Source organism: Pseudomonas sp. RW3S2, from assembly GCF_014268955.1.
GTDB lineage: Bacteria > Pseudomonadota > Gammaproteobacteria > Pseudomonadales > Pseudomonadaceae > Aquipseudomonas > Aquipseudomonas wayambapalatensis.
This window is the reverse complement of record NZ_JABWRM010000017.1, coordinates 17,108-40,357: the sequence shown is the minus strand read 5'-3', so window position 1 is coordinate 40,357 and position 23,250 is coordinate 17,108. Positions and strand designations below refer to the sequence as shown.

The following is a 23,250-nucleotide window of genomic DNA, read 5'->3' as shown; positions in this document are numbered from 1 at the left end:
GTCGAGCAATGCTTCAGGACCGTGTCGTCCTTTTCGCCGCTGCGACTTGCCCGCGAAAAAGGCGACACGACTCCCAACACGACGGAAATGATCAGATGACCCCCTGGCTGACAGTAGTAGGCATCGGCGAAGACGGCTTCAGCGGCCTGGGCAAGCAGGCCCGGCGCGCGCTGCTGTCTGCTGCACGTATCTTCGGCAGCCCGCGTCAGCTCGCCCTGCTGCCACGCTGCGTGGTCGGCGAGCGCCTGACGTGGTCCAGCCCGTTCTCCCTCGCCCCTGTGCTGGCTCTGTCCGGCGAGCCCGTGTGCGTGCTGGCCAGCGGCGACCCGATGTTCTACGGCGTTGGCGCAAGCCTTGCGCGCCAGGTCCCGGCCGAACAGATGCAGGTGCTGTCGATGCCCTCCTCCTGCGCCCTGGCCGCCGCGCGCCTGGGCTGGCCGTTGCAGGAGGTGCAGGTGGTGTCAGTGGTCGCGCGGCCGCTGGCGGCGCTCAATGCCCAGCTCTACAGCGGTGTGCGCCTGCTGGTGCTGAGCAATGACGGCGACAGCCCTGCAGCCATTGCGCAATTGTTGCGTGAACGCGGCTTCGGCCCGAGCCGGATGCAGGTGTTCGAACACTTGGGCGGCCCCGATGAGAAGCACCTGAATGGCAGCGCAGAAGACTGGCCCCACGCCCAGGCCGCAGCACTGAACCTGGTCGCCATCGAATGCCAGGCAGCGCCGGACAGCCCGCGCCTGTCGCCGATCAGCGGCCTGCCCGACAGCGCCTTTCGCCACGACGGCCAGTTGACCAAACGCGACGTGCGCGCCATCACCCTGGCACGCCTGGCGCCTCAACCCGGCGAACTGCTGTGGGATGTCGGCGCCGGATGCGGCTCGATCGGTATCGAATGGATGCGCGCCCACCCCAGCTGCCGCGCACTGGCCATCGAGGCCGACGAAGGTCGCCAGGCATTCATCGAACTCAACCGCGACCAACTCGGCGTTCCTGGCCTGCAGTTGATTCGCGGCAAGGCGCCACAAGCCCTGGCCGGTCTCGAACGCCCCGACGCTATTTTCATCGGCGGCGGCGTCACCGGCGAAGGCGTACTGCCCTTGTGCTGGGAGCGCCTGCGCCCTGGAGGGCGGCTGGTGGCCAATGCCGTGACCTTGCAGAGCGAACTGGCCCTGGCGCATTTCCGTGAGCGACACGGCGGCGAACTGACCCGCATCCATGTGGCCCAGGCCCAGGCCCTAGGCAGTTTCGACACCTGGCGCCAGGCTCTGCCGATCACGCTGCTCGAGGTGGTGAAGCCCTTCGATGCGTGAAGAAACCCGCGAACAGCCCGCGCCACTTCGCAGTGGCCTGACCACCGGCAGTTGTGCCACCGCCACCAGCCTGGCGGCAGCGCAGTTGCTGCTCACCGGCCAGTCCAACGACGCCGTGCAGATCACCCTGCCCAAGGGCAAGCAGGTGCAGATGCGCCTTGAATTCTGCCGCCGAGACGGCGAGCGCGCCGAGGCCGGCACCTTGAAAGACGCAGGCGACGATCCCGACGTGACCCACGGTGCCCTGCTCTACAGCCAGGTACGCCTGACCGACGAGCCGGGCGTGCGCTTCGTCGCCGGGCAAGGCGTGGGCACGGTGACGCGCCCCGGCCTGGTACTGGCAGTCGGGGAACCGGCGATCAACCCCGTGCCGCGGCGGATGATCAGCGAGCACCTGCAGCGACTGGCAGGCGACTGCGCCTACGCGGGCGGATTCGAGGTCACGGTAAATGTGCAGGGTGGCGCGGAGCTTGCGCTCAAGACCATGAACCCGCGGCTGGGCATTCTCGGCGGGCTGTCGATCCTCGGCACCAGCGGTATCGTCCGGCCATTTTCCTGCTCGGCCTACATCGCCTCGATCCACCAGGGCATCGACGTGGCCCACACCAACGGCTACACCCACATCGCCGCCTGCACTGGCAACGCCAGCGAAGACACCATGCGCCGGGTCTACGGGCTGCCGGAGATCGCCCTGATCGAGATGGGCGACTTCGTCGGCGCGGTGCTCAAGCACCTGCGCAAAGTGCCGGTACCGCGCCTGACCCTGTGTGGCGGTTTCGGCAAGATCAGCAAGCTGGCCGCCGGCCACATGGACCTGCACAGCCGTCATTCGAGCATCGACCTGCCGCAACTGGCAGGCTGGGCCGCGGATATCGGCGCGGACCCCGCTCTGCAGGCGGCGATCATCGGTGCCAACACCAGCCAACAGGCACTGGCGCTCGCCCATGCCGCCGGTATCGCCCTGGGCGATAGCGTCTGCGCCCACGCCCTGGCATTCGCCCGCAGCGTGGTGCCTGCACAGGTGCAGGTCGAGGTATTCGCCATCGACCGTCAGGGCGGTGTCGTCGGCAAGGCAGGTGTGCAATGACCGGCCGTATCCTGCTGCTGGGCGGCGTCACCGAGGCGCTGGCCATCGCCCGGTTGCTGGGGCCTGAGCATGTCTACAGCCTCGCCGGTATCGGCCGCATCCCGCAGGATCTGGCCTGTCAGGTGCGGGTGGGCGGTTACGGCGGGGCCGACGGCCTGGCCGACTACCTGCAACGCGAACGGATCGCGCTGCTGATCGACGCCACCCACCCCTATGCCGCACAGATCAGCGCCAATGCCGCGCAGGCGGCGAAGGCGGCGGGCATTCCCTGCTGGGCCTTGCGTCGCCCCGCCTGGCAACCGCAGCCGGGTGACGACTGGCGCGAGGTCGAGGGCTGGGATGAGTTGATCGACGCACTGGCGCCTTTCAAGCGCCCGTTGTTCACCCTGGGGCGCGAGCCGCTGCAACATCTCGAAGACATTCCGCCCCACCAGTTCTGGACCTTGCGCGCCCTGGAAGCCTGCCCGGGCAATGATCGCTGCGAGGTGATCGGTGCCCGTGGCCCGTTCCACCTCGAGGATGAGCGGGCGCTGTTCGAACGGCGCCAGATCGATGTGCTGGTGAGCAAGAACAGTGGCAGCGCCGCGACCGAGCCGAAGCTTGAAGTGGCGCGCGAGCGCGGGGTGCCGGTGCTGGTGTTGAAGCGGCCTGAGCTGCCGGAGGTGAATCGGCTGTTCGGATCGGTGGCGCAACTGCGCGAAGCCTTGTCGATGTGAGCAGCAGGCTCGGCTCGCGCGGGAGCTGCGCAGCAGCCCCAGCCATTTCCGACACATTCATCATCCAGCTCGGAATAGTCTTCCAGTTCCCCCTGCCTTAGACTTCAGCCTCCCTCACCGCAAGGCCCTGCCCATATGGAAATGCAATGGTGGATCTGGCTCGTCTTCGGCATCGCCCTGGTCCTGCTCGAACTGGTCCTGCCAACCTTCTTCATCCTCTGGTTCGGCATCGGCGCCATCCTGGTGTCGCTGATTGCCCTGGCCGCCCGTGCACTGCAACTGGACATGCAGGTGCTGCTGTGGGTGGCATTCTCCTCCCTCACCACCCTGCTGTGGTTCAAGCTGTTCCGGCGCAAGAAGCCGGACGTACGCTGGACTGCAGACAGCGTGATCGGTGAAGTCGGCCTGCTGACCGCCAGCGTGTCGCAGTTCCAGAAAGGCCGGGTGCGCTTCCAGAAGCCCATCCTCGGCAACGAAGAATGGACCTGCGTCGCCGACAGCGACATCCCCGCCGGCGAGCGCGTTCGCCTGGCAGCCATCGAAGGCAACACCGCGCGGGTTACCCGCCCCTGAACCTGTCTTGAAAGGAAGCTTGCAATGACCAGCCTCATCGTCGTCGCCGCCATCGCCCTGTTCGTCCTGATCACCCTGTTCAAGGGGGTGCGCATCGTGCCCCAGGGCGAGGAATGGATCGTCGAACGCCTGGGCCGTTACCACACCACGCTCAAACCCGGCTTGAACATCGTCATCCCCTACATGGACGTGATCGCCTACCGCCTGCCGACCAAGGACATCATCCTCGACGTGCAGCAGCAGGAAATCATCACCCGCGACAACGCGGTGATCGTCGCCAACGCCCTGTGCTTTGCCAAGGTGGTCGACCCGCAGAAGGCCTCGTACGGCGTGCAGGACTTCTCCTTCGCGGTCACCAGCCTGACCATGACCTCGCTGCGCGCCATCGTCGGCGCCATGGACCTCGACGAAGCGTTGTCGAGCCGCGAGCAGATCAAGGCGCGCCTGCGCGAGGCGATGTCCGAACAGACCGAAGACTGGGGCGTGACCGTGCGCTCGGTGGAGATCCAGGACATCAAACCGTCGGAGAACATGCAGGTGGCCATGGAGCGCCAGGCTGCGGCCGAGCGTGAGCGTAAAGCCGACGTAACCCGTGCCGAAGGCGCCAAGCAGGCGGCGATTCTCGAAGCCGAGGCGCGCCTGCAGTCAGCCAAGCTCGATGCCGAGGCACAGATCAACCTGGCCGAAGCCTCGGCCCGGGCGATTTCGCTGGTGCGTGAAGCGGTGGGCAATGAGACCACCCCGGCCATGTACCTGCTGGGTGAGCGCTACATCGGCGCGATGGAAAACCTCGCCGGGAGCGACAATTCGAAAGTCGTAGTGTTGCCAGCGGACCTGCAGGAGACAGTGCGCGGCCTGCTGGGGCGCGGCAAGGCCTGATACCGGCGGTGACTGCTTCGCGGGCAAGTCGGGGCGCCGACAGCTGCGGCACTTCACCGCACCCCCGCATTTTTACCTATACTCCGCCGTACAATAGCCACCTGATTCCTGACCGGATCTCTCCATGACCCCACGTCGGCACATCGCCTGGATAGCCTGCCTTGCAGTGCTGTTCAACCTGCTGGCCATGCCGCTGTCTTGCGCCGTGCCCAAGGGCCCGGCCGAGCAGCTGCTGTGGGGTGCCTTCTGCTCGACTGGCGCGGGCAAGGCCAAGCTCGATGTCCAGGCCCTGGCCAAGATCGACCTGGGCCAACAGGACGACCACTCCAACATGCAGCACTGCTGGTGCTGCTCGGGTGCCTCGCCTGTGCTCGCCCTGGCCAGCCACGCAGCGCAACTGCACAACCCGCCGCAACTGCGCTTCGGCCAGGCGCCGCCACTCGCCACGCACCAGTCCACACCGCGCCAGCTCTGGCCGGCGCTCAATCCGCGAGCCTCTCCACTGGCCTGAGTTCAAGACGCTGTTCCTGAACCCGTACAGACCGGAGACCCACCATGCTCAAGCAAGCCCTCATCCTGGCCACCCTGCTGCTGCCCAGCGCCTTCGCCAGCGCCCACGAATACAGTGTCGGCGACCTGCATATCGCCCATCCCTGGTCGCTGGAGCTGCCACCCAACGCGCCCAATGTCGCGGCCTATTTCATCGTTCACAACAACGGTAAGGTCGACGACCGCCTGTTGAGCGTCGACAGCCCCGTCAGCGATGACGCCCAGTTGCACGAACACATCAAGACCGCCGCCGGTGCCATGAAGATGCAGCAGGTGCAGAGTGTGGTTGTGCCCGCAGGCAAGGACCTGACCTTCGCCCCCAGCGCCTACCACGTGATGCTGATGCAGCCCAAGGACCGCAGCCTGCTCACTGACGGCAAGCGCTTCCCGCTCACCCTGCACTTCGAGAAAGCCGGTGACATCACCGTCGAGGTCGCCGTGCAGAAGCAGCCGCCCGCCGATCAGGCAGGACACGAACACGCGCACTGACCGCTGACAGGCGCTCGTCATGAGCTTGCCGCGCAACAGCACAGCCCGCAGCACCCGCCCTGATCGCAGGCGCGTCGGTGGCGGCTGGCTGAGCCTGTTCGCCATGTGGATGATCTTCATCGGCCCACTGGTTTCCCAGTCGATGCCGATGGATCACCACGCCGGCATGAACATGAGCATGGCCATGGACATGCCCATGGCCTCGGGGCATTCGCATGCCGGGCAAGACCACCACGGCCACGGCAACGATGGCCAGCTACACGCGGACTGGGAGAAATGCGGCTATTGCAGCCTGCTGTTCAACTGCCCCGCCCTGCCCCAGACCCTCAGCCCACTCAGCCTCGCCAGCGCCATCCCGTCCACCCTCACCACCTACCCGACCCGCCAGGGCCATGCCCTGCAAGCGGTGTTTCCCGGTGCCCGCAGCCGCGCCCCACCTGCGTCGATCAACGTCTGACCACCCCGTTTAACGCCCGAAGTCAGGAGGCTTCGCGCTTACTCATGACTGATCGACTGGAATCATTATGTCCGGCTGCACCCCTGTTTCTGCCCTGTCCCGCCATGGGACCCTCGCCATGCTCTGCGGCTCGCTGCTGAGCCCGCTGGCACTCGCCGTCGAGCCTGGCCACGAAGGCCATGACACCCCGGAACTGAGCCCGACGGTGATCACCGCCATCGCGCCCAGCTCGCCGCTGACCGTGGTCACCAACCCCAAGGATCCCCGCCAGCCGGTGCCGGCCAGCGACGGCGCCGACTACCTCAAGACCATCCCCGGCTTCTCCGCCATCCGCTCCGGCGGCACCAACGGCGACCCAGTGCTGCGCGGCATGTTCGGCTCACGCCTGAACATCCTCACCAACGGCGGCGTGATGCTCGGCGCCTGCCCCAACCGCATGGACGCCCCGACCTCGTACATCTCGCCGGAAACCTACGACCGCCTGACCGTGATCAAAGGCCCGCAAAGCGTGATCTGGGGCCCCGGCGGTTCGGCTGGCACCATCCTCTTCGAGCGCGAGCCGGAGAAATTCGGCACCCTCGGCAGCCGGGTCAACGCCAGCCTGCTCGCCGGCTCCAACGGCCGCTTCGACAAGGTGCTCGACGCCGCCGCCGGCAACAGCCAGGCCTACGCGCGCTTCGTCGGCAACCAATCGCGCTCGGATGACTACAAGGACGGCAACGGCGATACCGTGCCGTCGCGCTGGGACAAATGGAACGGCGACGTGACCCTCGGCTGGACCCCGGATACCGACACCCTGCTCGAACTCACCGCCGGTAAGGGCGATGGCGAGGCGCGCTACGCCGGGCGCGGCATGGACGGCTCGCAGTTCAAGCGCGAAAGCCTGGGCCTGCGCTTTGAAAAGTCCAACCTCGGCGAAGTGCTCGACAAGGTCGAGGCGCAGGTCTACTACAACTACGCCGACCACGTGATGGACAACTACAGCCTGCGCACGCCCTCGGGCAGCGGCATGATGGGCATGCCCATGGTCAGCAATGTCGATCGCCGTACCCTCGGCGCACGCATCAAGGCGACCTGGCGCTGGGCCGACGTGCAGTTGATCAGCGGCATCGACGCGCAGACCAACGAACACCGCAAACGCGGCGGCATGGGCGTCGATGCGCACAAGGGCCAGCCCTGGACCAAGGACGCCGACTTCCATAACTACGGCGTGTTCAGCGAGCTGACCTGGTACGCCACCGGCGAGGATCGCCTGATCAGCGGCGCGCGCCTGGACCGCGCCTCGGCCCGCGACTTCCGCCAGACCAGTGCCACCAACGGCGACACCCGCGCCGATACCCTGCCCAGCGGCTTCATCCGCTACGAGCATGACCTGGCGTCGATCCCGGCCACCAGCTATATCGGCCTGGGCCACGCCCAGCGCTTCCCCGACTACTGGGAGCTGTTCTCGCCAACCAACGGCCCGCGTGGCTCGGTCAATGCCTTCGACAGCATCAAGCCAGAGAAGACCACCCAGCTCGACTTCGGCATCCAGTACCAGGACGAACGCCTGCAGGCCTGGGCCTCCGGCTACGTCGGGCAGATCCGCGACTACATCCTGTTCGACTACCGCAGCATGATGGGCATGAGCAGCACCCAGGCGCAGAACATCGACGCCCGCATCATGGGTGGCGAGCTGGGCGCGGCCTACAAGCTGGACGAGAACTGGAAGGCCGACGCCACGCTGGCCTACGCCTGGGGCAAGAACAGCAGCGACGGCAAGGCCCTGCCGCAGATGCCCCCGCTGGAAAGCCGCCTGGGCCTGAGCTACAGCCGCGATACCTGGAGCGTCGGTGCGCTGTGGCGGCTGGTCGCGGCGCAGAACCGCATCGCCGAGAACCAGGGCAACGTGGTGGGCAAGGACTACGAGAAGAGCGGCGGTTTCGGCGTGTTCTCGCTCAACGGTGCCTACAAGGTCAACCACAACCTCAAGCTCAGCGCGGGCGTCGACAACCTGTTCGACAAGGCCTACGCCGAGCACTTGAACCTGGCCGGGAACGCCGGGTTCGGCTATCCGGCGGCAGACCCGCAGCCGGTCAACGAGCCGGGCAGGACCTTCTGGACCAAGGTCGATTTCAGCTTCTGACAATAACAACCGGGGCGCGGGCCTGACCGCGCCCCACCTGGTCGAACGGGAGGCTCCATGAGCAAACCAAAGCAATCCTTCTACAACCTGGCCTGGCGCTGGCATTTCTATGCCGGGCTGTTCGTCGCGCCCTTCATGATCCTGCTGGCGATCACCGGGATCATCTACCTGTTCAAGCCGCAGCTCGACCCGTGGATGTACCGCGACCTGATGGTGGTCGAGGCCGGCCAGCAACGCCAAAGCGCCGATACCCTGCTGGCCCAGGTGCGCCAGGCTTATCCACAGGGCCATGTCGGCCAGTACCTGCCACCGTTGAACGCCGAGCGCAGCGCGCAGTTCGTGGTGCATGACGGCGGCCGCGAACTGAACGTGTTCGTCGACCCGTACAGCGCCAAGGTGCTGGGCGCGCAGGACGGCAAGCAGAACCTGCAGGCCATCGCCCGTGCCCTGCATGGCGAGCTGATGGTCGGCACCGTCGGCGATCGGCTGGTGGAGCTGGCCGCAGGCTGGGGCATCGTGCTGGTGGTGTCCGGGCTTTATCTGTGGTGGCCACGTGGCCGCAACAGCCGTGGCGTACTGTGGCCACGCCTGTCGGCACGCGGGCGCGTGCTGTGGCGCGACCTGCATGCGGTCAGCGGCTTCTGGGGTTCGGCGCTGCTGTTGCTGATGCTGCTCAGCGGCATGACCTGGACCGGGCTGTGGGGCAAACAGTACGCCGATCTGTGGAACCGTTTCCCGGCGGCGATGTGGAACGACGTACCGAAATCCGACCAGCAGGCCGGCGCGCTGAACAGCGCCCATCGCCAGACCGTGCCCTGGGCCCTGGAAAACACGCCGATGCCGGTGTCCGGCGCGCATGCCGAGCACATGGGCCATCACGACATGCACAGCGCCCCAGCCGCGCCGCAGATCACCCTGCAGCAGGTCGAGGACCTGGCCAACGCCCGCGGCGTGGCGCCGGGCTACAGCATCACCTCGCCGAGTACCGCTGAAGGTGTGTTCACCATCGCAGTGTTCGCCGACGATCCGCGCAACGACGCCACCCTGCATGTCGACCAGTACACCGGCAAGGTCCTGGCCGACGTGCGCTGGCGCGACTACAGCCCGGTAGCCCGCGCCACCGAGCTTGGGGTGATGCTGCACGAGGGCAAGATGTTCGGGGCGCTCAACCAGATCGTCATCCTGCTGGTGTGCCTGATGATCCTGCTGGGCTCGGTGAGCGGGCTGGTGATGTGGTGGAAGCGCCGCCCGTCAGGCGGGCTTGGCGTGCCGCCGCTGCGTCATGACCTGCCGCGCTGGAAGACTGCCGTGGGGGTGATGCTGGTGCTGGGTGTCGTGTTCCCGCTGGTAGGGGTGTCGATGGTAGTGATGTGGGTGGTGGACAGCCTGGTGGTGCGGCGCGGGCGGGTCGCGGTTCAGGCCTGAATCGCGTCGGCCTTTTCGCGGGCAAGCCCGCTCCCACTAGGTACAGCGGCGCCGTAGCTTGTGGGAGCGGGCTTGCCCGCGAAAAGGGCATCCGTTGATTTCAGTCATTCAAGAATCGCCACTGCACCGCCAAGATCGTGGCGATCTGTCACGCCCGCACCTTTGCAGTGCGTGTTAGCCTAACCGGCTTTCGCTCACAAGAAGACTGACCCTCAATGGAATGCAGCCTATGACCCGGACCTCATCCCCCCAGGCAGATGACCAGCATCTGCAACGCAACCTGACCAACCGCCACATCCAGCTCATCGCCATCGGTGGCGCCATCGGCACCGGCCTGTTCATGGGCTCGGGCAAGACCATCAGCCTCGCCGGCCCATCGATCATCTTCGTCTACATGATCATCGGCTTCATGCTGTTCTTCGTCATGCGGGCCATGGGCGAGCTGTTGCTGTCGAACCTCAACTACAAGTCGTTCATCGACTTCTCCGCCGACCTGCTCGGCCCCTGGGCCGGCTACTTCACTGGCTGGACCTACTGGTTCTGCTGGGTCGTCACCGGCATCGCCGACGTGGTGGCGATCGCCGCCTATACACAGTTCTGGTTCCCCGACCTGCCGCAGTGGATACCGGCGCTGACCTGCGTGGCGGTGCTGCTGTCGCTGAACCTGGTCACGGTGAAACTGTTCGGCGAAATGGAGTTCTGGTTCGCCCTGATCAAGATCGTCGCCATCCTCGGCCTGGTCGCCACCGGCCTGTACATGGTCATCACCGGCTTCCAGTCGCCGAGCGGCCACACGGCCAGCCTGGCCAACCTGTGGAATGACGGCGGCATGTTCCCCAATGGCCTGTTCGGTTTCTTCGCCGGTTTCCAGATCGCGGTGTTCGCCTTCGTCGGCATCGAGCTGGTGGGCACCACCGCCGCCGAAGCGAAGAACCCCGAGCGCACCCTGCCGCGGGCGATCAACTCGATCCCGATCCGCATCATCGTGTTCTACGTGCTGGCGCTGATCGCGATCATGGCGGTCACGCCCTGGCGCGACGTGGTGCCGGGCAAGAGCCCGTTCGTCGAGCTGTTCGTGCTGGCTGGCCTGCCGGCAGCGGCGAGCATCATCAACTTCGTGGTGCTGACCTCGGCCGCTTCGTCGGCCAACAGCGGCGTGTTCTCCACCAGCCGCATGCTCTACGGCCTGGCCCAGGAAGGCGACGCGCCGAAGGCCTTCGAGAAGCTGTCGCGCCGCGCCGTGCCGGCCAACGGCCTGTACTTCTCCTGCCTGTGCCTGCTGCTGGGCGCGGTGCTGATCTACCTGGTGCCGAACGTGATCGAAGCCTTCACCCTGGTGACCACGGTGTCGGCGGTGCTGTTCATGTTCGTCTGGACGCTGATCCTGCTGTCGTACCTGAGCTACCGCAAGCAACGTGCGGCGCTGCACGAGAAGTCGGTCTACAAGATGCCTGGCGGGCGCTTCATGTGCTACGTGTGCCTGGTGTTCTTCGCCGGCATCCTGGTGCTGCTGAGCCTTGAGGCCGACACCCGCTCGGCGCTGGTGGTGACGCCGATCTGGTTTGTGATCCTGGCGGTCACTTACCAGTTCGTGCGCAGCAAGCGCCAGCCACGAGCGGTGGTGCGCGACAACTGATCTGCACAGGGCTGCTCTGCAGCCCTTTCGCGGGCAAACCCCGCTCTCACACTCATGGTGTGCAGTTTCACTTCGCCCCCAGCGCGCTGCGCATAAACTGCTCACCCTCTGGCCCCAATCCTGTGCAGGCTCGCCGAGCAAGCACCAACCTGGCCCCTGCCAGAGCCCCGCATCGAAGCACAACCCTTCTAATCCGCAGCTTCGCGCACCACGGCACAGCCTTTGCAATCTCCCCTCTGCCAACACCACAACAACTCAGCGGAGAGAGCACATGAAGCGACGCAGTCTGATCAAGGCCTTCACCCTCAGCGCATCGATCGCGGCGATGGGCCTGAGCTGGAGCATCCAGGCGGCCGAGACCATCAAGGTCGGCATCCTGCATTCGCTGTCCGGGACCATGGCCATTTCCGAGACGTCGCTCAAGGACATGGCGCTGATGACCATCGACGAGATCAACGCCAAGGGCGGGGTCAACGGCAAGCTGCTCGAACCGGTGGTGGTGGACCCGGCCTCGAACTGGCCTCTGTTCGCCGAGAAGAGTCGCCAGCTGCTGACCCAGGACAAGGTCGCGGTAGTGTTCGGCTGCTGGACCTCGGTGTCGCGCAAGTCGGTGCTGCCGGTGTTCGAGGAGCTCAACGGGCTGCTGTTCTATCCGGTGCAGTATGAAGGCGAGGAGATGTCGCCGAACGTGTTCTACACCGGCGCTGCGCCCAACCAGCAGGCGATCCCGGCGGTGGAATACCTGATGAGCGAAGACGGCGGCGGCGCCAAGCGCTTCTTCCTGCTGGGCACCGACTACGTCTACCCGCGCACCACCAACAAGATCCTGCGCGCCTTCCTGCACAGCAAGGGCGTGGCCGACAAGGACATCGAAGAGGTCTACACGCCGTTCGGCCATGCCGACTACCAGACCATCGTCGCCAACATCAAGAAGTTCTCCGCAGGCGGCAAGACGGCGGTGATCTCCACCGTCAATGGCGACTCCAACGTGCCCTTCTACAAAGAGCTGGCCAACCAGGGCCTGAAAGCCACCGACGTGCCGGTGGTGGCCTTCTCGGTGGGTGAAGAGGAACTGCGTGGCATCGACACCAAGCCGCTGGTCGGCCACTTGGCGGCGTGGAACTACTTCGAGTCGGTGGAGAACCCGGTCAACCAGAAGTTCGTCGCCGACTGGAAGGCCTACGCCAAGGCCAAGGGCCTGCCGGGTGCCGACAAGGCGGTGACCAACGACCCGATGGAGGCCACCTACGTGGGCATCCACATGTGGGCGCAGGCGGTCGAGAAAGCCAAGTCCACCGATGTCGACAAAGTGCGTGAGGCCCTGGCCGGGCAGAGCTTCCAGGCACCGTCCGGCTTCACCCTGACCATGGACAAGACCAACCACCACCTGCACAAGCCGGTGATGATCGGCGAGATCCAGGATGACGGGCAGTTCAGTGTGGTCTGGCAGACCGAGCAGCCGCTGCGTGCGCAGCCGTGGAGCCCGTTCATTCCGGGTAACGACAAGCGACCTGACTATGCGGTGAAGGGCAACTGATTGCACGGGGGCCGCGTTGCGGCCCATTCGCGGGCAAGCCCGCTCCCACAGGTACGGTGCAAGGTCTGGAACCGGCGCGGTCCCTGTGAGAGCGGGTTCACCCGCGAAGAATCCACCACAGATTTCCAGGATTACCCGCATGCTCAGACTCCTGCTCACCCTCCTCCTCCTGCTCCCCCTGGCAACCCACGCCAGCGAGGGCGAATTCTTCCTCGGTGCCAAGCCCGCCGAACAGGCCAGCCTGCTCGAAGGCTGGGCCGCACAACCCGAACCGGCGCGCCTGGCGCTGCTGGAAAACCTGCGCGAAGGGCGCATCGCCGAAGACGACACGCGCAAGGTGCGCCTGAACAATCGCCTGCGCGGCCTGATCGACAACGCCCTGGCCAGCCATCAATTGCTCAGCGCCGACAGCAATCTGCGTCTGGCCGCAGCACGGCAACTGCAAAAAAGCGCGCAACCGGCGCAAATGGCGCTGCTCGACCGCGCCTTCGCCAGTGAGCCGGACGCCGCCGTGCACGCCGCCCTAGGCCTTGCCCTGGCCAACCTGCAACTGGGCGCCAGCGAACCTCGGGTACGCCTGGCCGCAGTGCGCCTGCTCGGGGAAACCGGCGACCCGCTGGCACGTACCCGTCTGGAAGCTCTGTTGCAGCCTGGCGCAGAACCCGACGCCGGAGTGCGCACCGCCGCCGAGACCAGCCTGGCCCAAGTGCAGCGCAAGCTGCTGTTCGGTGAAATCCTCGGCCAGGCGTTCAGCGGCCTGTCGCTGGGTTCGATCCTGCTGCTGGCGGCCCTGGGCCTGGCGATCACCTTCGGCCTGCTCGGGGTGATCAACATGGCCCACGGCGAGATGCTGATGCTCGGCGCCTACAGCACCTACCTGGTGCAGGTGCTGGTGCAGCGCTATGCCCCAGGCGCGATCGAGTTCTACCCGCTGATCGCGCTGCCGGTAGCCTTCGCCGTCAGTGCCGGCATCGGCATGGCGCTGGAGCGCACGGTGATCCGCCATCTGTACGGTCGCCCGCTGGAAACCCTGCTGGCGACCTGGGGCATCAGCCTGATCCTGATCCAGGCGGTACGCCTGCTGTTCGGCGCGCAGAACGTCGAGGTGAGCAACCCGGCGTGGTTGTCTGGCGGCATCCAGGTGCTGCCCAACCTGGTGCTGCCGTACAACCGCCTGGTGATCATCGGCTTCGCCCTGGCGGTGGTGCTGCTCACCTGGCTGTTGCTCAACCGCACGCGGCTGGGGCTGAACGTGCGCGCGGTCACGCAGAATCGCAACATGGCGGCCTGCTGCGGGGTGTCCACCGGGCGCGTCGACATGCTCGCCTTCGGCCTGGGCTCGGGTATCGCCGGGCTGGGCGGGGTCGCCCTGAGCCAGGTCGGCAACGTCGGCCCTGACCTGGGCCAGAGCTACATCATCGACTCCTTCCTGGTGGTGGTGCTCGGCGGCGTCGGGCAACTGGCCGGCAGCCTCTGGGCCGCCTTCGGGCTGGGTATCGCCAACAAGCTGCTGGAGCCGCAGATCGGCGCGGTACTCGGCAAGATCCTCATCCTTGCGCTGATCATTCTGTTCATTCAGAAACGCCCGCAAGGCCTGTTCGCCCTCAAGGGACGGGTAATCGACTGATGAACCAGCCACTGCTTGTCACTGCCACACAAAAGGCCGGCCCCCGGCTGTCGATGGCCATCGGCGTTGTCGTCGTACTGGCACTGCTGGCCCTGCCGCTGCTGTCGCTGCTGCCTGATGGCCATGCTCTGCAGGTCTCGGCCTACACCCTGACCCTGGTCGGCAAGATCCTTTGCTACGCCATCGTCGCCCTCGCGCTGGACCTGGTCTGGGGCTACGCCGGGCTGCTGTCGCTGGGCCACGGCCTGTTCTTCGCCCTCGGCGGCTACGCCATGGGCATGTACCTGATGCGCCAGGCGGCCGGCGACGGCCTGCCGGGCTTCATGACCTTCCTGTCGTGGAGCGAGCTGCCCTGGTACTGGGCCGGCACCCAGCATTTCGCCTGGGCGCTGTGCCTGGCGGTACTGGCGCCGGGGATGCTGGCACTGGTGTTCGGCTGGTTCGCCTTCCGCTCGCGGATCAAGGGCGTGTACTTCTCGATCATGACCCAGGCCCTGACCTTTGCCGGGATGCTGCTGTTCTTCCGCAACGAAACCGGGTTCGGTGGCAACAACGGCTTCACCAGCTTCCGCACCATCCTGGGCTTCGAGATCACCGCGCCGGGCACCCGCGCGGTGCTGTTCCTGCTCACTGTCGCACTGCTGCTGGGCAGCCTGTACCTGTGCTGGCGGCTGACGCGCAGCAAGTTCGGGCGCCTGCTCACCGCGCTGCGCGACGCCGAGAACCGCCTGATGTTCTGCGGTTACGACCCACGCGGCTTCAAGCTGCTGGTGTGGGTGCTCAGCGCCGTGCTGTGCGGCCTGGCCGGGGCGCTGTACGTGCCGCAGGTGGGCATCATCAACCCCAGCGAGATGTCGCCGACCAACTCCATCGAAGCCGCCGTCTGGGTTGCCCTGGGCGGGCGCGGCACCCTGATCGGCCCCCTGCTTGGCGCCGGCCTGGTCAATGGCATGAAGAGCTGGTTCACCGTGGCCTTCCCGGAGTTCTGGCTGTTCTTCCTCGGCGCACTGTTCATCCTGGTCACCCTGTACCTGCCCAAGGGCGTGGTCGGGTTGCTGAAGAAAAGGAGCCAGCCATGAGAGGCATCCCTGCGGTTCATCCGGAATTCATGCTGGAGCCGGTCTTCGACCAGGTTGGCACTGGCCGCGACGCCATCGGCCTGGGCCAGCCGCGCAAGGCCGGGCTCGACACCCGCCATGGCACGGTGCTGAGCCTTGAAGACATCAGCGTCAGCTTCGACGGTTTCAAGGCGCTCAACGCGCTCAACCTGTACATCGGCGTCGGCGAACTGCGCTGCATCATCGGCCCCAATGGCGCGGGCAAGACCACGATGATGGACGTGATCACCGGCAAGACCCGCCCCGACACCGGCAGTGCGTTCTTTGGCGACACCCTGGACCTCACCCGCATGAGCGAATACCAGATCGCCCAGGCGGGCATCGGCCGCAAATTCCAGAAGCCAACGGTGTTCGAGGCGCTGAGCGTGCATGAAAACCTCGAGTTGGCGCTCAAGGCCGACAAGTCGGTCTGGGCCAGCCTCGCGGCGCGCTTGACCGGCGAGCAGCGTGAACGGATAGAGCACGTGCTGACGACCGTGCGCCTGAACAGCCTGGCCTCACGCCAGGCCGGGCTGTTGTCACACGGCCAGAAGCAGTTCCTGGAGATCGCCATGCTGCTGGTGCAGGAGCCGCAGTTGCTGCTGCTCGATGAGCCGGTTGCGGGCATGACCGACGCCGAGACCGAATTCACCGCCGAGCTGTTCAAGGGCCTGGCGGGCACGCATTCGCTGATGGTGGTGGAGCACGACATGGGCTTCGTCGGCAGCATTGCCGACCATGTGACGGTGCTGCACCAAGGCTCGGTACTGGCCGAGGGGTCACTTGCGCAGGTACAGGCGGATGAGCGGGTGGTCGAGGTGTATCTCGGTCGTTGAACAGAGGGAGTTGTGTCGGCCTTTTCGCGCTCCCACAAGGACAGCGTGATCCCTGTAGGAGCGGGCTAGCCCGCGAAAGGGCCGGCACAGTCAAAGCAGAATTGTCAGGAACCAAACATGCTCAAGATCGACACCCTGCACCAGTACTACGGCGGCAGCCACATCCTCCGAGGCCTGTCGTTCGAAGCCAGGATCGGCGAAGTCACCTGCCTGCTGGGCCGCAACGGTGTGGGCAAGACCACCCTGCTGCGCTGCCTGATGGGCCTGGTCCCCGCCCGCGAAGGCAGCATCGAGTGGGAGGGCAAGCCGATCACCGCGCTCAAGCCCCAGCAGCGGGTGCATGCCGGCATCGCCTACGTGCCCCAGGGCCGCGAGATATTCCCGCGCCTGACCGTGGAGGAAAACCTGCTGATGGGCCTGTCGCGCTTCAGCGCCCGCGAGGCGCGGGAGGTGCCGGCGTTCATCTACGAGCTGTTTCCGGTGCTCGAGCAGATGAAGCAGCGCCGTGGCGGCGACCTCTCCGGCGGCCAGCAGCAACAGCTGGCGATCGGTCGCGCCCTGGCCAGCCGCCCGCGCCTGCTGATCCTCGATGAACCCACCGAAGGCATCCAGCCGTCGGTGATCAAGGAAATCGGCGCGGTCATCCGCAGCCTGGCCCAGCGCGGCGACATGGCCATCCTGCTGGTCGAGCAGTTCTACGATTTTGCCGAGGAGCTGGCCGACCAGTACTTGGTCATGGCCCGCGGTGAAATCGTCCAGCGTGGCCGCGGCGAAAACATGCAGGCCGAAGGTGTGCGCGGGCTGGTAACCATTTAATCTGCAGCATCGACTTCGCGAAGACACTGCCATGAGCTACCTGATCCGTGATGCCCTACCCGACGACGTGGCGGGCATCCTCGACATCTACAACGACGCCGTGCGCAACACCACGGCGATCTGGAACGAAACCCCGGTCGACCTGGCCAACCGCCAGGCCTGGTTCGCCGCCCGCGCCGAGCAGGGTTACCCTATCCTGGTCGCGGCCGACGCAACCGGCGTACTGGGCTACGCCTCGTTTGGCGACTGGCGGCCGTTCGAAGGTTTTCGCCTCACGGTCGAACACTCGGTGTACATCCGCGGCGACCAGCGTGGCAAGGGCCTGGGCCCGGTGCTGATGCAGGCGCTGGTCGAGCGCGCCCGGCAGTGCGGCAAGCACATGATGGTCGCGGCCATCGAGAGCGGCAACGCTGCCTCGATCCGTCTGCATGAGCGGCTGGGTTTCGTCACGACCGGGCAAATGGCCCAGGTGGGGGTGAAATTCGGTCGCTGGCTCGACCTGACGTTCATGCAACTGGCGTTGGACGACAACCGCGAACCACCTCGAAAGGACTGATTCATGAACGCCGCCCAGCTACAGCGCGTCACCCACGAGAGCCTGACCTACTATCGCGACAGCCTGTTGGCGCTGTTGCTCGATGCGGTACGCAATGGGGCTTCGGTAGGGTTTCTGGCGGACATCGACGAGGCCCAGGCGCTTGCGTATTTCGCTGAAATTCGCAGCCGGCTTGTCAGCGGTGAGCAGTTGCTCTGGGTGATCGCCCAGGGGCAGGAGGTGCTGGCCAGCGTGCAGTTGGGGCTGTGTCTGAAACCCAACGGTCTGAACCGCGCCGAGGTGCAGAAGCTGCTGGTGCACAGCCGTGCCAGGCGGCGTGGGCTGGGGCAACAGTTGATAGCGGCGCTGGAGGCCGATGCCCGACGTCTGAACCGCGGGATGCTGTACCTGGACACCGAGGCAGGGTCGGGTGCCGAGGGGTTCTACCGGGCACTGGGGTATGACAAGGCCGGGGAGATCCCGGACTATGCCTGCGGCCCGGACGGTGTGTATCGGGCGACGGCGCTGTATTACAAGGTGCTGGCTGGCGCTTGAGAACACCGCAGTTCTACATCTGGGTAAACCGCCCCAACCGCTGCCGCAACATGCTGTTCTCACTGCGCAACTGCTGCACTTCCTGCAGCAACTCCAACGCCAGCGCCACCCCTTCCCACTCCAGTTCCAGCTCCTGGTGCAGCTTTGCCGCACGCTTGGCCAGCAGCGGCGCCTGATCGTCGAATAACCAGTCCTCCGGGGTGCGCCCGGATGGTTCGACAATGCCGTGCTCGACGATTTCGATCACACAGTCGGCCGTGACATCGGCCTCCTGACACAAGGTTCGCATGTCCAGTTGAACGATCAGGGTGCTGCTCATGGTCACTTACTCCATTGTGTCCTCGGGTTGAACGCGGCCTTCTCGGAGAGTTTGGTCCACAGTTCGCGAGTGGTCGCATCGGAGGTGCTCGGCATGACCACCTTGAGCTGGGCGTAGAGATCGCCACGCTCGCCCTGCTTGTTCGCAAGGCCCATGCCCTTGACCCGCAGGCGCTGCCCGCTCTGGCTGTCGGGGCGGATGGTCAGGTTGATCTTGCCGGTCAGTGTCGGTACCGCCACCTTGGTCCCCAGCGCCGCCTCCCAGGGGGCCAGCGGCACGGTGATGATCAGGTCGTGACCTTCGACATCGAACAGCGGGTGCGGCGCCATGCGGATGGTCAGGAACAGGTCGCCGTTGGCGCCACCGCCCACGCCCGGAGCGCCCTGGCCCTTGAGGCGGATGCGCTCGCCATCGGTCACTCCGGCGGGGATCTTCACGTTCAGCGTCTTGGTGGTGAAACCGGTGCGCTGCCCGGCAGCGTTGGTCTGCGGGACCTGGAAACTGATCTGCTTGGATTCCTTGCTCAGGGTCTCTTCGAGAAAGACCGCCAGTTCCAGTTCCACGTCCTGCCCTCGCCTGCCGGCACTGCGCTGCTGGCCGCGTGCGCCGCCAAAGGGATTGCCGCCACGGGCACCGAAGATCGAGCTGAAGAAGTCAGAGAAATCGCCGCCCTCGAAGCCGCCACCACCGCCGCGGCTTTCCCAGCCTGGCGGCGCCTGGAACGGCCGGCCATGCTGGCCGCCGTACTTGCGGATCTCGTCGAATTCGGCGCGTTTCTGCGCATCGCCCAGCACTTCGTAGGCCTCGTTGGCCTCCTTGAACTTGTCCTCGGCGTCACGTTCCTTGCTGACGTCAGGGTGATACTTGCGCGCCAGCTTGCGGTACGCGGCCTTGATCGCCTTCTCGTCCGCGCTGGGCTCGACGCCGAGTATCTTGTAATAGTCTTTGAAGTCCATCTAAGGATCACCAGTAGGAATTTTCGTGTTGCATCTGAAGATTGGGGTCAAGCATAGCCTTTCAAGGTTCGCTTGGGTTTGTCTTATGGCAGACGATCGGTCTTGATTCTGTCGGCCACTGGCATAAACTGCGCGGCCGTTTGGCCTCCGGAAGCCCCTCCCCATGTCTGACCTATCCCCGGCTCGCGCCCTTGGCATCGACTTCGGCACCTCCAACTCCACGGTGGGTTGGCACCGCCCTGGCGTCGAATCGCTGATCGCCCTGGAAGAGGGCAAGATCACCCTGCCGTCGGTGGTGTTCTTCAACATCGAGGAGCGGCGCCCGGTGTACGGCCGCCTGGCACTGCACGAGTACCTGGAAGGCTACGAAGGCCGCCTGATGCGCTCGCTCAAGAGCCTGCTGGGCTCCAAGCTGATCAAGCACGACACCAGCGTGCTGGGCAGCGCCCTGCCGTTCAAGGATCTGCTGGGCATGTTCATCGGCGAGCTGAAGAAACGCGCCGAGGCCAATGCCGGGCGCAGCTTCGACCAGGTGGTGCTGGGCCGCCCGGTGTTCTTCGTCGATGAAGACCCGGCGGCCGACCAGGAGGCCGAGGATACCCTCGCCGAAGTAGCGCGCAAGATCGGCTTCAAGGACGTGTCGTTCCAGTACGAACCGATCGCCGCAGCCTTCGACTATGAATCGGGCATCAGCCGCGAAGAGCTGGTGCTCATCGTCGATATCGGCGGCGGTACTTCAGACTTTACCCTGATCCGCCTGTCGCCCGAGCGCCACCTGGTCGATGAGCGCCAGGATGACATCCTCGCCACCGGCGGCGTGCACATCGGCGGAACCGACTTCGACAAGCAACTGAGCCTGCAGGGCGTGATGCCGCTGTTCGGTTATGGCAGCCGGATGAAGAGCGGCGCGCTGATGCCGACCAGCTACCACCTGAACCTGGCGACCTGGCACACCATCAACGCCCTGTATTCGCAAAAGTCGCAACTGGCCCTGGGCAGCATGCGCTACGACATCGAGGATGCGCTGGGCATCGACCGCCTGTTCAACCTGATCGAACAGCGCGCCGGGCACTGGCTGGCGATGGAAGTGGAGGCCAGCAAGATCGAGCTGACCGACCAGGCCAGTCGGCGCATCGAACTGGGCCGGGTCGAGCCGGGCCTGGCGGCGGACCTGACCCGCGGCCTGTTCGAGGACGCCATCGACGGCCTGCTGCAGCGGGTCCGTGGCAGTGTCAGCGAGCTGCTGGCCAAGGCTGGGGTCAGTGAAACGCAGGTGGATACGGTGTTCTTCACCGGGGGTTCGAGCGGTATTCCGGCGCTGCGCAACAGCGTTGCGGCGATGCTGCCCAATGCGCGGCATGTGGAAGGCAATATCTTCGGCAGCATTGGCAGCGGGCTGGCCATCGAGGCGCGCAAGCGTTACGGGACAATTTGATCCTTTGCCTGTACTGGCCTCTTCGCGGGTTTACCCGCGAAGAGGCCAGTACAATTTCAAGCCCCCCCTCAGACCAGCTCCATACGCCTGAGCTCACTCTTCAGGTAGGCATAGTAGATCGGCCCCGCCACCACCCCCGGCAAGCCGAACGCCGCTTCGAACACCAGCATCGCCAGCAACAGTTCCCACGACTTGGCCCTGATCTGCCCACCGACGATCCGCGCGTTGAGGAAATACTCGACCTTGTGGATGACGATCAGGTAGCCCAGCGCCGCCGCCGCCACCCAGATCGACAGCGACAGCCCGACGATGGTGATCAGGGTGTTGGACATCAGGTTGCCGATCACTGGCAGCAGCCCGAGCAGGAAGGTCAGTACGATCAGGGTCTTGGTCAGCGGTAGGTGCACGTCGAACAGCGGCAGCACCACGGCGAGGAAGATGCCGGTGAACGCCGTGTTGAGCAGCGAGATCTTGATCTGCGCGAAGACGATGTTGCGAAACGCCTGCACCAGCAGGCTCAGGCGCTCGAACAGCGCGGCGGCCAGCGGCTTGCGTCGGGACAGGTCGGGCAGCCGCTGCAAGGCGATGATGGCGCCGAGGATCATGCCGATCAGCAGGGTCACGAACATGTGTGCCATGCCCTTGCCAACCAGTTGCAGGTCGCTCAGGTGGCTGCGGATCCAGTCGCCGATGGCCACCTTGAACTCTGCCGCGCTGGCCGGCAGGTAGCCCTCGATGAACGGCGGCAACTGCCCCCGGGCGCGCTCCACCAGGCCCATGAACTTGTCCAGCGAGGCGCCAGGGTTTTCGGCTTCGTGCAGCAGAAAGCTGAAAGCCCCGGCAATCAGCAAAGTCAGTGTGCTCACCACCAGGGTGCCGAGCAGCGCCACCGCCAGCCAGCGCGCCCGTTGCCCGGCGATCAGCGGCTGCAGGCGCGGGGTGAGCATGTTCACCAGCTCGAACACCAGCAGGCCCGCGAGCAGGCTCGGCAACAGCTTGAGGGGCAACGCCAGGAGCAGGCCGGCAACGACGATGATGCAGCTGGCCAGGGTGATCTGGCGGGGGGTGAAAGTCATACAGCCTCGGCGGCAGACAGCGGAAAGACCCGCAGTCTGCCAGCCTTCAGGCGACAGGCATAGGCGCAGGTCACTTCTTCTTCAAGCATTCGCTCATGAATGCCTTGCGCTCGTCGCCCTTGAGCGCCGTGGCTTTCGGGTCGGCGTTACAGGCCTTCATGCGCTCCTGCGGCGTGGCTGGCTTGGCAGGCTCGGCTTTTTTCAGGCAGGTGCTCATGAACGCCTTGCGCTCGTCACCCTTGAGCTCCTTGGCGGTCGCGTCGGCGTTGCAGGTCTTCATCTTTTCCTGTTGCGGGGTGGCGGCGAATCCCTGGCCGACGATCGACATCCCCAGTACCAGCAATGAAACGTGCAGCATCTTCATGGAGTGGTCTCCTTGTCCCGCGCAGGATGCGCGGTCGTCGAGCTGAGTGTAGACAACAATTCCTACATCCCTGATCGCACCCGCCGCCGGTACTGCTCCGGCGTGCATCGGGCCTGGCGCTGGAACATGGCGATGAAGGCCGAGGCACTGCTGTAGCCCAGGTCGAAGGCGATGCTCTGGATCGGCGTGCCGGTCTCCAGCGCTTCGATGGCGCGCAGAAAGCGCAGGCGCAGGCGCCACTCACCAAAGCTCATGCCCAGTTCGCGGATGAACTGGCGGGCCAGGGTACGCTCGCTGACATGCACCAGCCCCGCCCAGTGGCCGAGCGGGCGGTTGTCGCCGGGTTCGGCGTGCAGGGCCTCGAGCACCTGACGCAGGCCGTCGCTGCGGGCGAAAGGCAGGTAGCAGGTTTGCGTGGGTGCCAGCAGCAGTTGGTCGAGCAGTACCTGGACCAGACGCTGGTCGCGTTCGTCCTGGGCGATCTTGAGGTCACGACGGGCGAAGTCGCCGAGGATCGCCTTGAGGATGTCGCTGATCGCCAGGCTGCAGGGCTGGGAAGGCAGCTCGGCGCACAGGCTGCGGTCGAGATAGACCGAGCGGAACACGACGGCCTGCGGGTTGTAGCAACCGTGTTCACGGTCAGGCGGCACCCAGACCGCATGGTTTGGCGGCGAGATGAAACGCTGGCCGTCAACATCCAGGTGCATGACGCCGTGGGCGGCATAGTTGAGCTGGCCCCACGGATGAAAGTGCGGGGCGCTGACCGTGTCGGCGCCGAACTCGTCGTAGCGAAAGTACACCGGGGCCGGGAGCTCGGGGAAACGGGGATGGTCGAGGTATTTGGCGGACATGCT

The 23,250-nt window shown here is 65.5% G+C and carries 24 protein-coding genes; 19 read left to right on the top strand and 5 right to left on the bottom strand.

Going from position 1 to position 23,250, the window contains the following annotated elements:
- The first annotated feature begins 95 nt into the window (after window positions 1–95).
- The 18 genes from cbiE (at window position 96) to HU748_RS21260 (ending at window position 18,246) form a co-directional block, all read left to right on the top strand.
- Window positions 96–1,307, top strand: coding sequence for a precorrin-6y C5,15-methyltransferase (decarboxylating) subunit CbiE (gene cbiE, locus HU748_RS21345; RefSeq protein WP_186721851.1), 1,212 nt, complete (start codon window positions 96–98; stop codon window positions 1,305–1,307).
- Window positions 1,300–2,394: a cobalt-precorrin-5B (C(1))-methyltransferase gene (locus HU748_RS21340; RefSeq protein WP_186665994.1), complete on the top strand. Its 1,095-nt coding sequence runs from the start codon at window positions 1,300–1,302 to the stop codon at window positions 2,392–2,394. The genes cbiE and HU748_RS21340 overlap by 8 nt, the downstream gene beginning before the upstream one ends.
- Window positions 2,391–3,110 (top strand): cobalt-precorrin-6A reductase, encoded by a 720-nt coding sequence (locus tag HU748_RS21335; protein WP_186665992.1) that lies wholly within the window; start codon window positions 2,391–2,393, stop codon window positions 3,108–3,110. Before HU748_RS21340 ends, HU748_RS21335 begins: the two co-directional genes overlap by 4 nt.
- Before the next feature lie 135 nt (window positions 3,111–3,245).
- Window positions 3,246–3,683: an NfeD family protein gene (locus HU748_RS21330; RefSeq protein ID WP_186721850.1), complete on the top strand. Its 438-nt coding sequence runs from the start codon at window positions 3,246–3,248 to the stop codon at window positions 3,681–3,683.
- 24 nt (window positions 3,684–3,707) lie between these two features.
- Complete coding sequence (locus tag HU748_RS21325; protein ID WP_186665990.1) at window positions 3,708–4,562, top strand: SPFH domain-containing protein; 855 nt, start codon at window positions 3,708–3,710, stop codon at window positions 4,560–4,562.
- Between the two features lie 124 nt (window positions 4,563–4,686).
- Window positions 4,687–5,073, top strand: a complete 387-nt coding sequence (locus tag HU748_RS21320; protein WP_186665988.1) for a DUF2946 domain-containing protein — start codon at window positions 4,687–4,689, stop codon at window positions 5,071–5,073.
- Between the two features lie 44 nt (window positions 5,074–5,117).
- Window positions 5,118–5,600, top strand: a complete 483-nt coding sequence (locus tag HU748_RS21315) for a copper chaperone PCu(A)C (RefSeq protein ID WP_186665986.1) — start codon at window positions 5,118–5,120, stop codon at window positions 5,598–5,600.
- Window positions 5,601–5,619: 19 nt separating this feature from the next.
- Window positions 5,620–6,057 carry a DUF2946 domain-containing protein gene (locus HU748_RS21310; RefSeq protein ID WP_186665984.1) on the top strand — a complete coding sequence of 146 codons (438 nt, stop codon included), beginning with the start codon at window positions 5,620–5,622 and terminating at the stop codon, window positions 6,055–6,057.
- A 67-nt stretch (window positions 6,058–6,124) separates the two neighbouring features.
- Entirely contained in the window at window positions 6,125–8,182 is a 2,058-nt protein-coding gene (locus HU748_RS21305; protein ID WP_186721848.1) for a TonB-dependent copper receptor, read from the top strand.
- 57 nt (window positions 8,183–8,239) lie between these two features.
- The gene (locus HU748_RS21300; protein ID WP_186721846.1) at window positions 8,240–9,607 is read left to right on the top strand and encodes a PepSY domain-containing protein; all 1,368 of its coding nucleotides are present in this window, start codon (window positions 8,240–8,242) and stop codon (window positions 9,605–9,607) included.
- Between the two features lie 229 nt (window positions 9,608–9,836).
- Window positions 9,837–11,243, top strand: a complete 1,407-nt coding sequence (cycA, locus tag HU748_RS21295) for a D-serine/D-alanine/glycine transporter (RefSeq protein ID WP_186721844.1) — start codon at window positions 9,837–9,839, stop codon at window positions 11,241–11,243.
- A 271-nt stretch (window positions 11,244–11,514) separates the two neighbouring features.
- Window positions 11,515–12,780, top strand: coding sequence for an urea ABC transporter substrate-binding protein (gene urtA / locus HU748_RS21290; protein WP_186665977.1), 1,266 nt, complete (start codon window positions 11,515–11,517; stop codon window positions 12,778–12,780).
- A gap of 139 nt (window positions 12,781–12,919) precedes the next feature.
- Entirely contained in the window at window positions 12,920–14,407 is a 1,488-nt protein-coding gene (gene urtB / locus HU748_RS21285; RefSeq protein WP_186721842.1) for an urea ABC transporter permease subunit UrtB, read from the top strand.
- Entirely contained in the window at window positions 14,407–15,486 is a 1,080-nt protein-coding gene (urtC, locus tag HU748_RS21280) for an urea ABC transporter permease subunit UrtC (RefSeq protein WP_186665973.1), read from the top strand. The genes urtB and urtC overlap by 1 nt, the downstream gene beginning before the upstream one ends.
- Window positions 15,483–16,340 (top strand): urea ABC transporter ATP-binding protein UrtD, encoded by an 858-nt coding sequence (gene urtD, locus HU748_RS21275; RefSeq protein WP_186665971.1) that lies wholly within the window; start codon window positions 15,483–15,485, stop codon window positions 16,338–16,340. The genes urtC and urtD overlap by 4 nt, the downstream gene beginning before the upstream one ends.
- A 117-nt stretch (window positions 16,341–16,457) precedes the next feature.
- Window positions 16,458–17,156, top strand: a complete 699-nt coding sequence (urtE, locus tag HU748_RS21270) for an urea ABC transporter ATP-binding subunit UrtE (RefSeq protein WP_054894570.1) — start codon at window positions 16,458–16,460, stop codon at window positions 17,154–17,156.
- Between the two features lie 31 nt (window positions 17,157–17,187).
- Window positions 17,188–17,712, top strand: a complete 525-nt coding sequence (locus HU748_RS21265) for a GNAT family N-acetyltransferase (protein ID WP_186665970.1) — start codon at window positions 17,188–17,190, stop codon at window positions 17,710–17,712.
- Between the two features lie 3 nt (window positions 17,713–17,715).
- On the top strand, window positions 17,716–18,246 hold the full coding sequence (locus tag HU748_RS21260) for a GNAT family N-acetyltransferase (protein ID WP_186721840.1): 531 nt from the start codon (window positions 17,716–17,718) through the stop codon (window positions 18,244–18,246).
- A gap of 13 nt (window positions 18,247–18,259) precedes the next feature.
- On the opposite strand, the gene HU748_RS21255 is transcribed toward HU748_RS21260, so the two are convergent.
- Together HU748_RS21255 and cbpA are read right to left on the bottom strand one after the other, a co-directional pair.
- Window positions 18,260–18,565, bottom strand: a complete 306-nt coding sequence (locus HU748_RS21255; RefSeq protein WP_186665968.1) for a chaperone modulator CbpM — start codon at window positions 18,563–18,565, stop codon at window positions 18,260–18,262.
- Window positions 18,566–18,567: 2 nt separating this feature from the next.
- Window positions 18,568–19,521: a curved DNA-binding protein gene (gene cbpA / locus HU748_RS21250; RefSeq protein ID WP_186665967.1), complete on the bottom strand. Its 954-nt coding sequence runs from the start codon at window positions 19,519–19,521 to the stop codon at window positions 18,568–18,570.
- A gap of 163 nt (window positions 19,522–19,684) precedes the next feature.
- On the opposite strand from cbpA, the gene HU748_RS21245 reads away from it, so the two are divergent.
- The gene (locus HU748_RS21245) at window positions 19,685–20,956 is read left to right on the top strand and encodes an Hsp70 family protein (RefSeq protein WP_186721838.1); all 1,272 of its coding nucleotides are present in this window, start codon (window positions 19,685–19,687) and stop codon (window positions 20,954–20,956) included.
- 68 nt (window positions 20,957–21,024) lie between these two features.
- Here the strand turns inward: HU748_RS21245 and HU748_RS21240 are convergent, their stop codons facing one another.
- The 3 genes from HU748_RS21240 to HU748_RS21230 all read right to left on the bottom strand — a co-directional run bounded on the left by HU748_RS21240 (window position 21,025) and on the right by HU748_RS21230 (window position 23,247).
- Window positions 21,025–22,032 carry a hypothetical protein gene (locus tag HU748_RS21240; RefSeq protein WP_054894564.1) on the bottom strand — a complete coding sequence of 336 codons (1,008 nt, stop codon included), beginning with the start codon at window positions 22,030–22,032 and terminating at the stop codon, window positions 21,025–21,027.
- Between the two features lie 70 nt (window positions 22,033–22,102).
- Entirely contained in the window at window positions 22,103–22,396 is a 294-nt protein-coding gene (locus HU748_RS21235) for a PsiF family protein (RefSeq protein ID WP_186665964.1), read from the bottom strand.
- Between the two features lie 62 nt (window positions 22,397–22,458).
- Window positions 22,459–23,247 (bottom strand): helix-turn-helix transcriptional regulator, encoded by a 789-nt coding sequence (locus tag HU748_RS21230; protein WP_186711365.1) that lies wholly within the window; start codon window positions 23,245–23,247, stop codon window positions 22,459–22,461.
- Window positions 23,248–23,250 lie beyond the last annotated feature (3 nt).

Excerpts from the sequence above, each read along its gene's own strand:
- HU748_RS21315 (WP_186665986.1), top strand. The coding sequence starts at position 5,118 with ATGCTCAAGCAAGCCCTCATCCTGGCCACCCTGCTGCTGCCCAGCGCC.
- HU748_RS21305 (WP_186721848.1), top strand. The coding sequence starts at position 6,125 with ATGTCCGGCTGCACCCCTGTTTCTGCCCTGTCCCGCCATGGGACCCTC.
- HU748_RS21330 (WP_186721850.1), top strand. The coding sequence starts at position 3,246 with ATGGAAATGCAATGGTGGATCTGGCTCGTCTTCGGCATCGCCCTGGTC.
- cbpA (WP_186665967.1), bottom strand. The coding sequence starts at position 19,521 with ATGGACTTCAAAGACTATTACAAGATACTCGGCGTCGAGCCCAGCGCG.
- urtB (WP_186721842.1), top strand. The coding sequence starts at position 12,920 with ATGCTCAGACTCCTGCTCACCCTCCTCCTCCTGCTCCCCCTGGCAACC.
- cycA (WP_186721844.1), top strand. The coding sequence starts at position 9,837 with ATGACCCGGACCTCATCCCCCCAGGCAGATGACCAGCATCTGCAACGC.
- HU748_RS21340 (WP_186665994.1), top strand. The coding sequence starts at position 1,300 with ATGCGTGAAGAAACCCGCGAACAGCCCGCGCCACTTCGCAGTGGCCTG.
- HU748_RS21245 (WP_186721838.1), top strand. The coding sequence starts at position 19,685 with ATGTCTGACCTATCCCCGGCTCGCGCCCTTGGCATCGACTTCGGCACC.
- HU748_RS21255 (WP_186665968.1), bottom strand. The coding sequence starts at position 18,565 with ATGAGCAGCACCCTGATCGTTCAACTGGACATGCGAACCTTGTGTCAG.
- HU748_RS21310 (WP_186665984.1), top strand. The coding sequence starts at position 5,620 with ATGAGCTTGCCGCGCAACAGCACAGCCCGCAGCACCCGCCCTGATCGC.
- HU748_RS21240 (WP_054894564.1), bottom strand. The coding sequence starts at position 22,032 with ATGACTTTCACCCCCCGCCAGATCACCCTGGCCAGCTGCATCATCGTC.
- HU748_RS21335 (WP_186665992.1), top strand. The coding sequence starts at position 2,391 with ATGACCGGCCGTATCCTGCTGCTGGGCGGCGTCACCGAGGCGCTGGCC.
- urtE (WP_054894570.1), top strand. The coding sequence starts at position 16,458 with ATGCTCAAGATCGACACCCTGCACCAGTACTACGGCGGCAGCCACATC.
- HU748_RS21300 (WP_186721846.1), top strand. The coding sequence starts at position 8,240 with ATGAGCAAACCAAAGCAATCCTTCTACAACCTGGCCTGGCGCTGGCAT.
- HU748_RS21235 (WP_186665964.1), bottom strand. The coding sequence starts at position 22,396 with ATGAAGATGCTGCACGTTTCATTGCTGGTACTGGGGATGTCGATCGTC.
- HU748_RS21320 (WP_186665988.1), top strand. The coding sequence starts at position 4,687 with ATGACCCCACGTCGGCACATCGCCTGGATAGCCTGCCTTGCAGTGCTG.
- HU748_RS21325 (WP_186665990.1), top strand. The coding sequence starts at position 3,708 with ATGACCAGCCTCATCGTCGTCGCCGCCATCGCCCTGTTCGTCCTGATC.
- HU748_RS21260 (WP_186721840.1), top strand. The coding sequence starts at position 17,716 with ATGAACGCCGCCCAGCTACAGCGCGTCACCCACGAGAGCCTGACCTAC.
- urtD (WP_186665971.1), top strand. The coding sequence starts at position 15,483 with ATGAGAGGCATCCCTGCGGTTCATCCGGAATTCATGCTGGAGCCGGTC.
- HU748_RS21230 (WP_186711365.1), bottom strand. The coding sequence starts at position 23,247 with ATGTCCGCCAAATACCTCGACCATCCCCGTTTCCCCGAGCTCCCGGCC.
- HU748_RS21265 (WP_186665970.1), top strand. The coding sequence starts at position 17,188 with ATGAGCTACCTGATCCGTGATGCCCTACCCGACGACGTGGCGGGCATC.
- urtC (WP_186665973.1), top strand. The coding sequence starts at position 14,407 with ATGAACCAGCCACTGCTTGTCACTGCCACACAAAAGGCCGGCCCCCGG.
- urtA (WP_186665977.1), top strand. The coding sequence starts at position 11,515 with ATGAAGCGACGCAGTCTGATCAAGGCCTTCACCCTCAGCGCATCGATC.
- cbiE (WP_186721851.1), top strand. The coding sequence starts at position 96 with ATGACCCCCTGGCTGACAGTAGTAGGCATCGGCGAAGACGGCTTCAGC.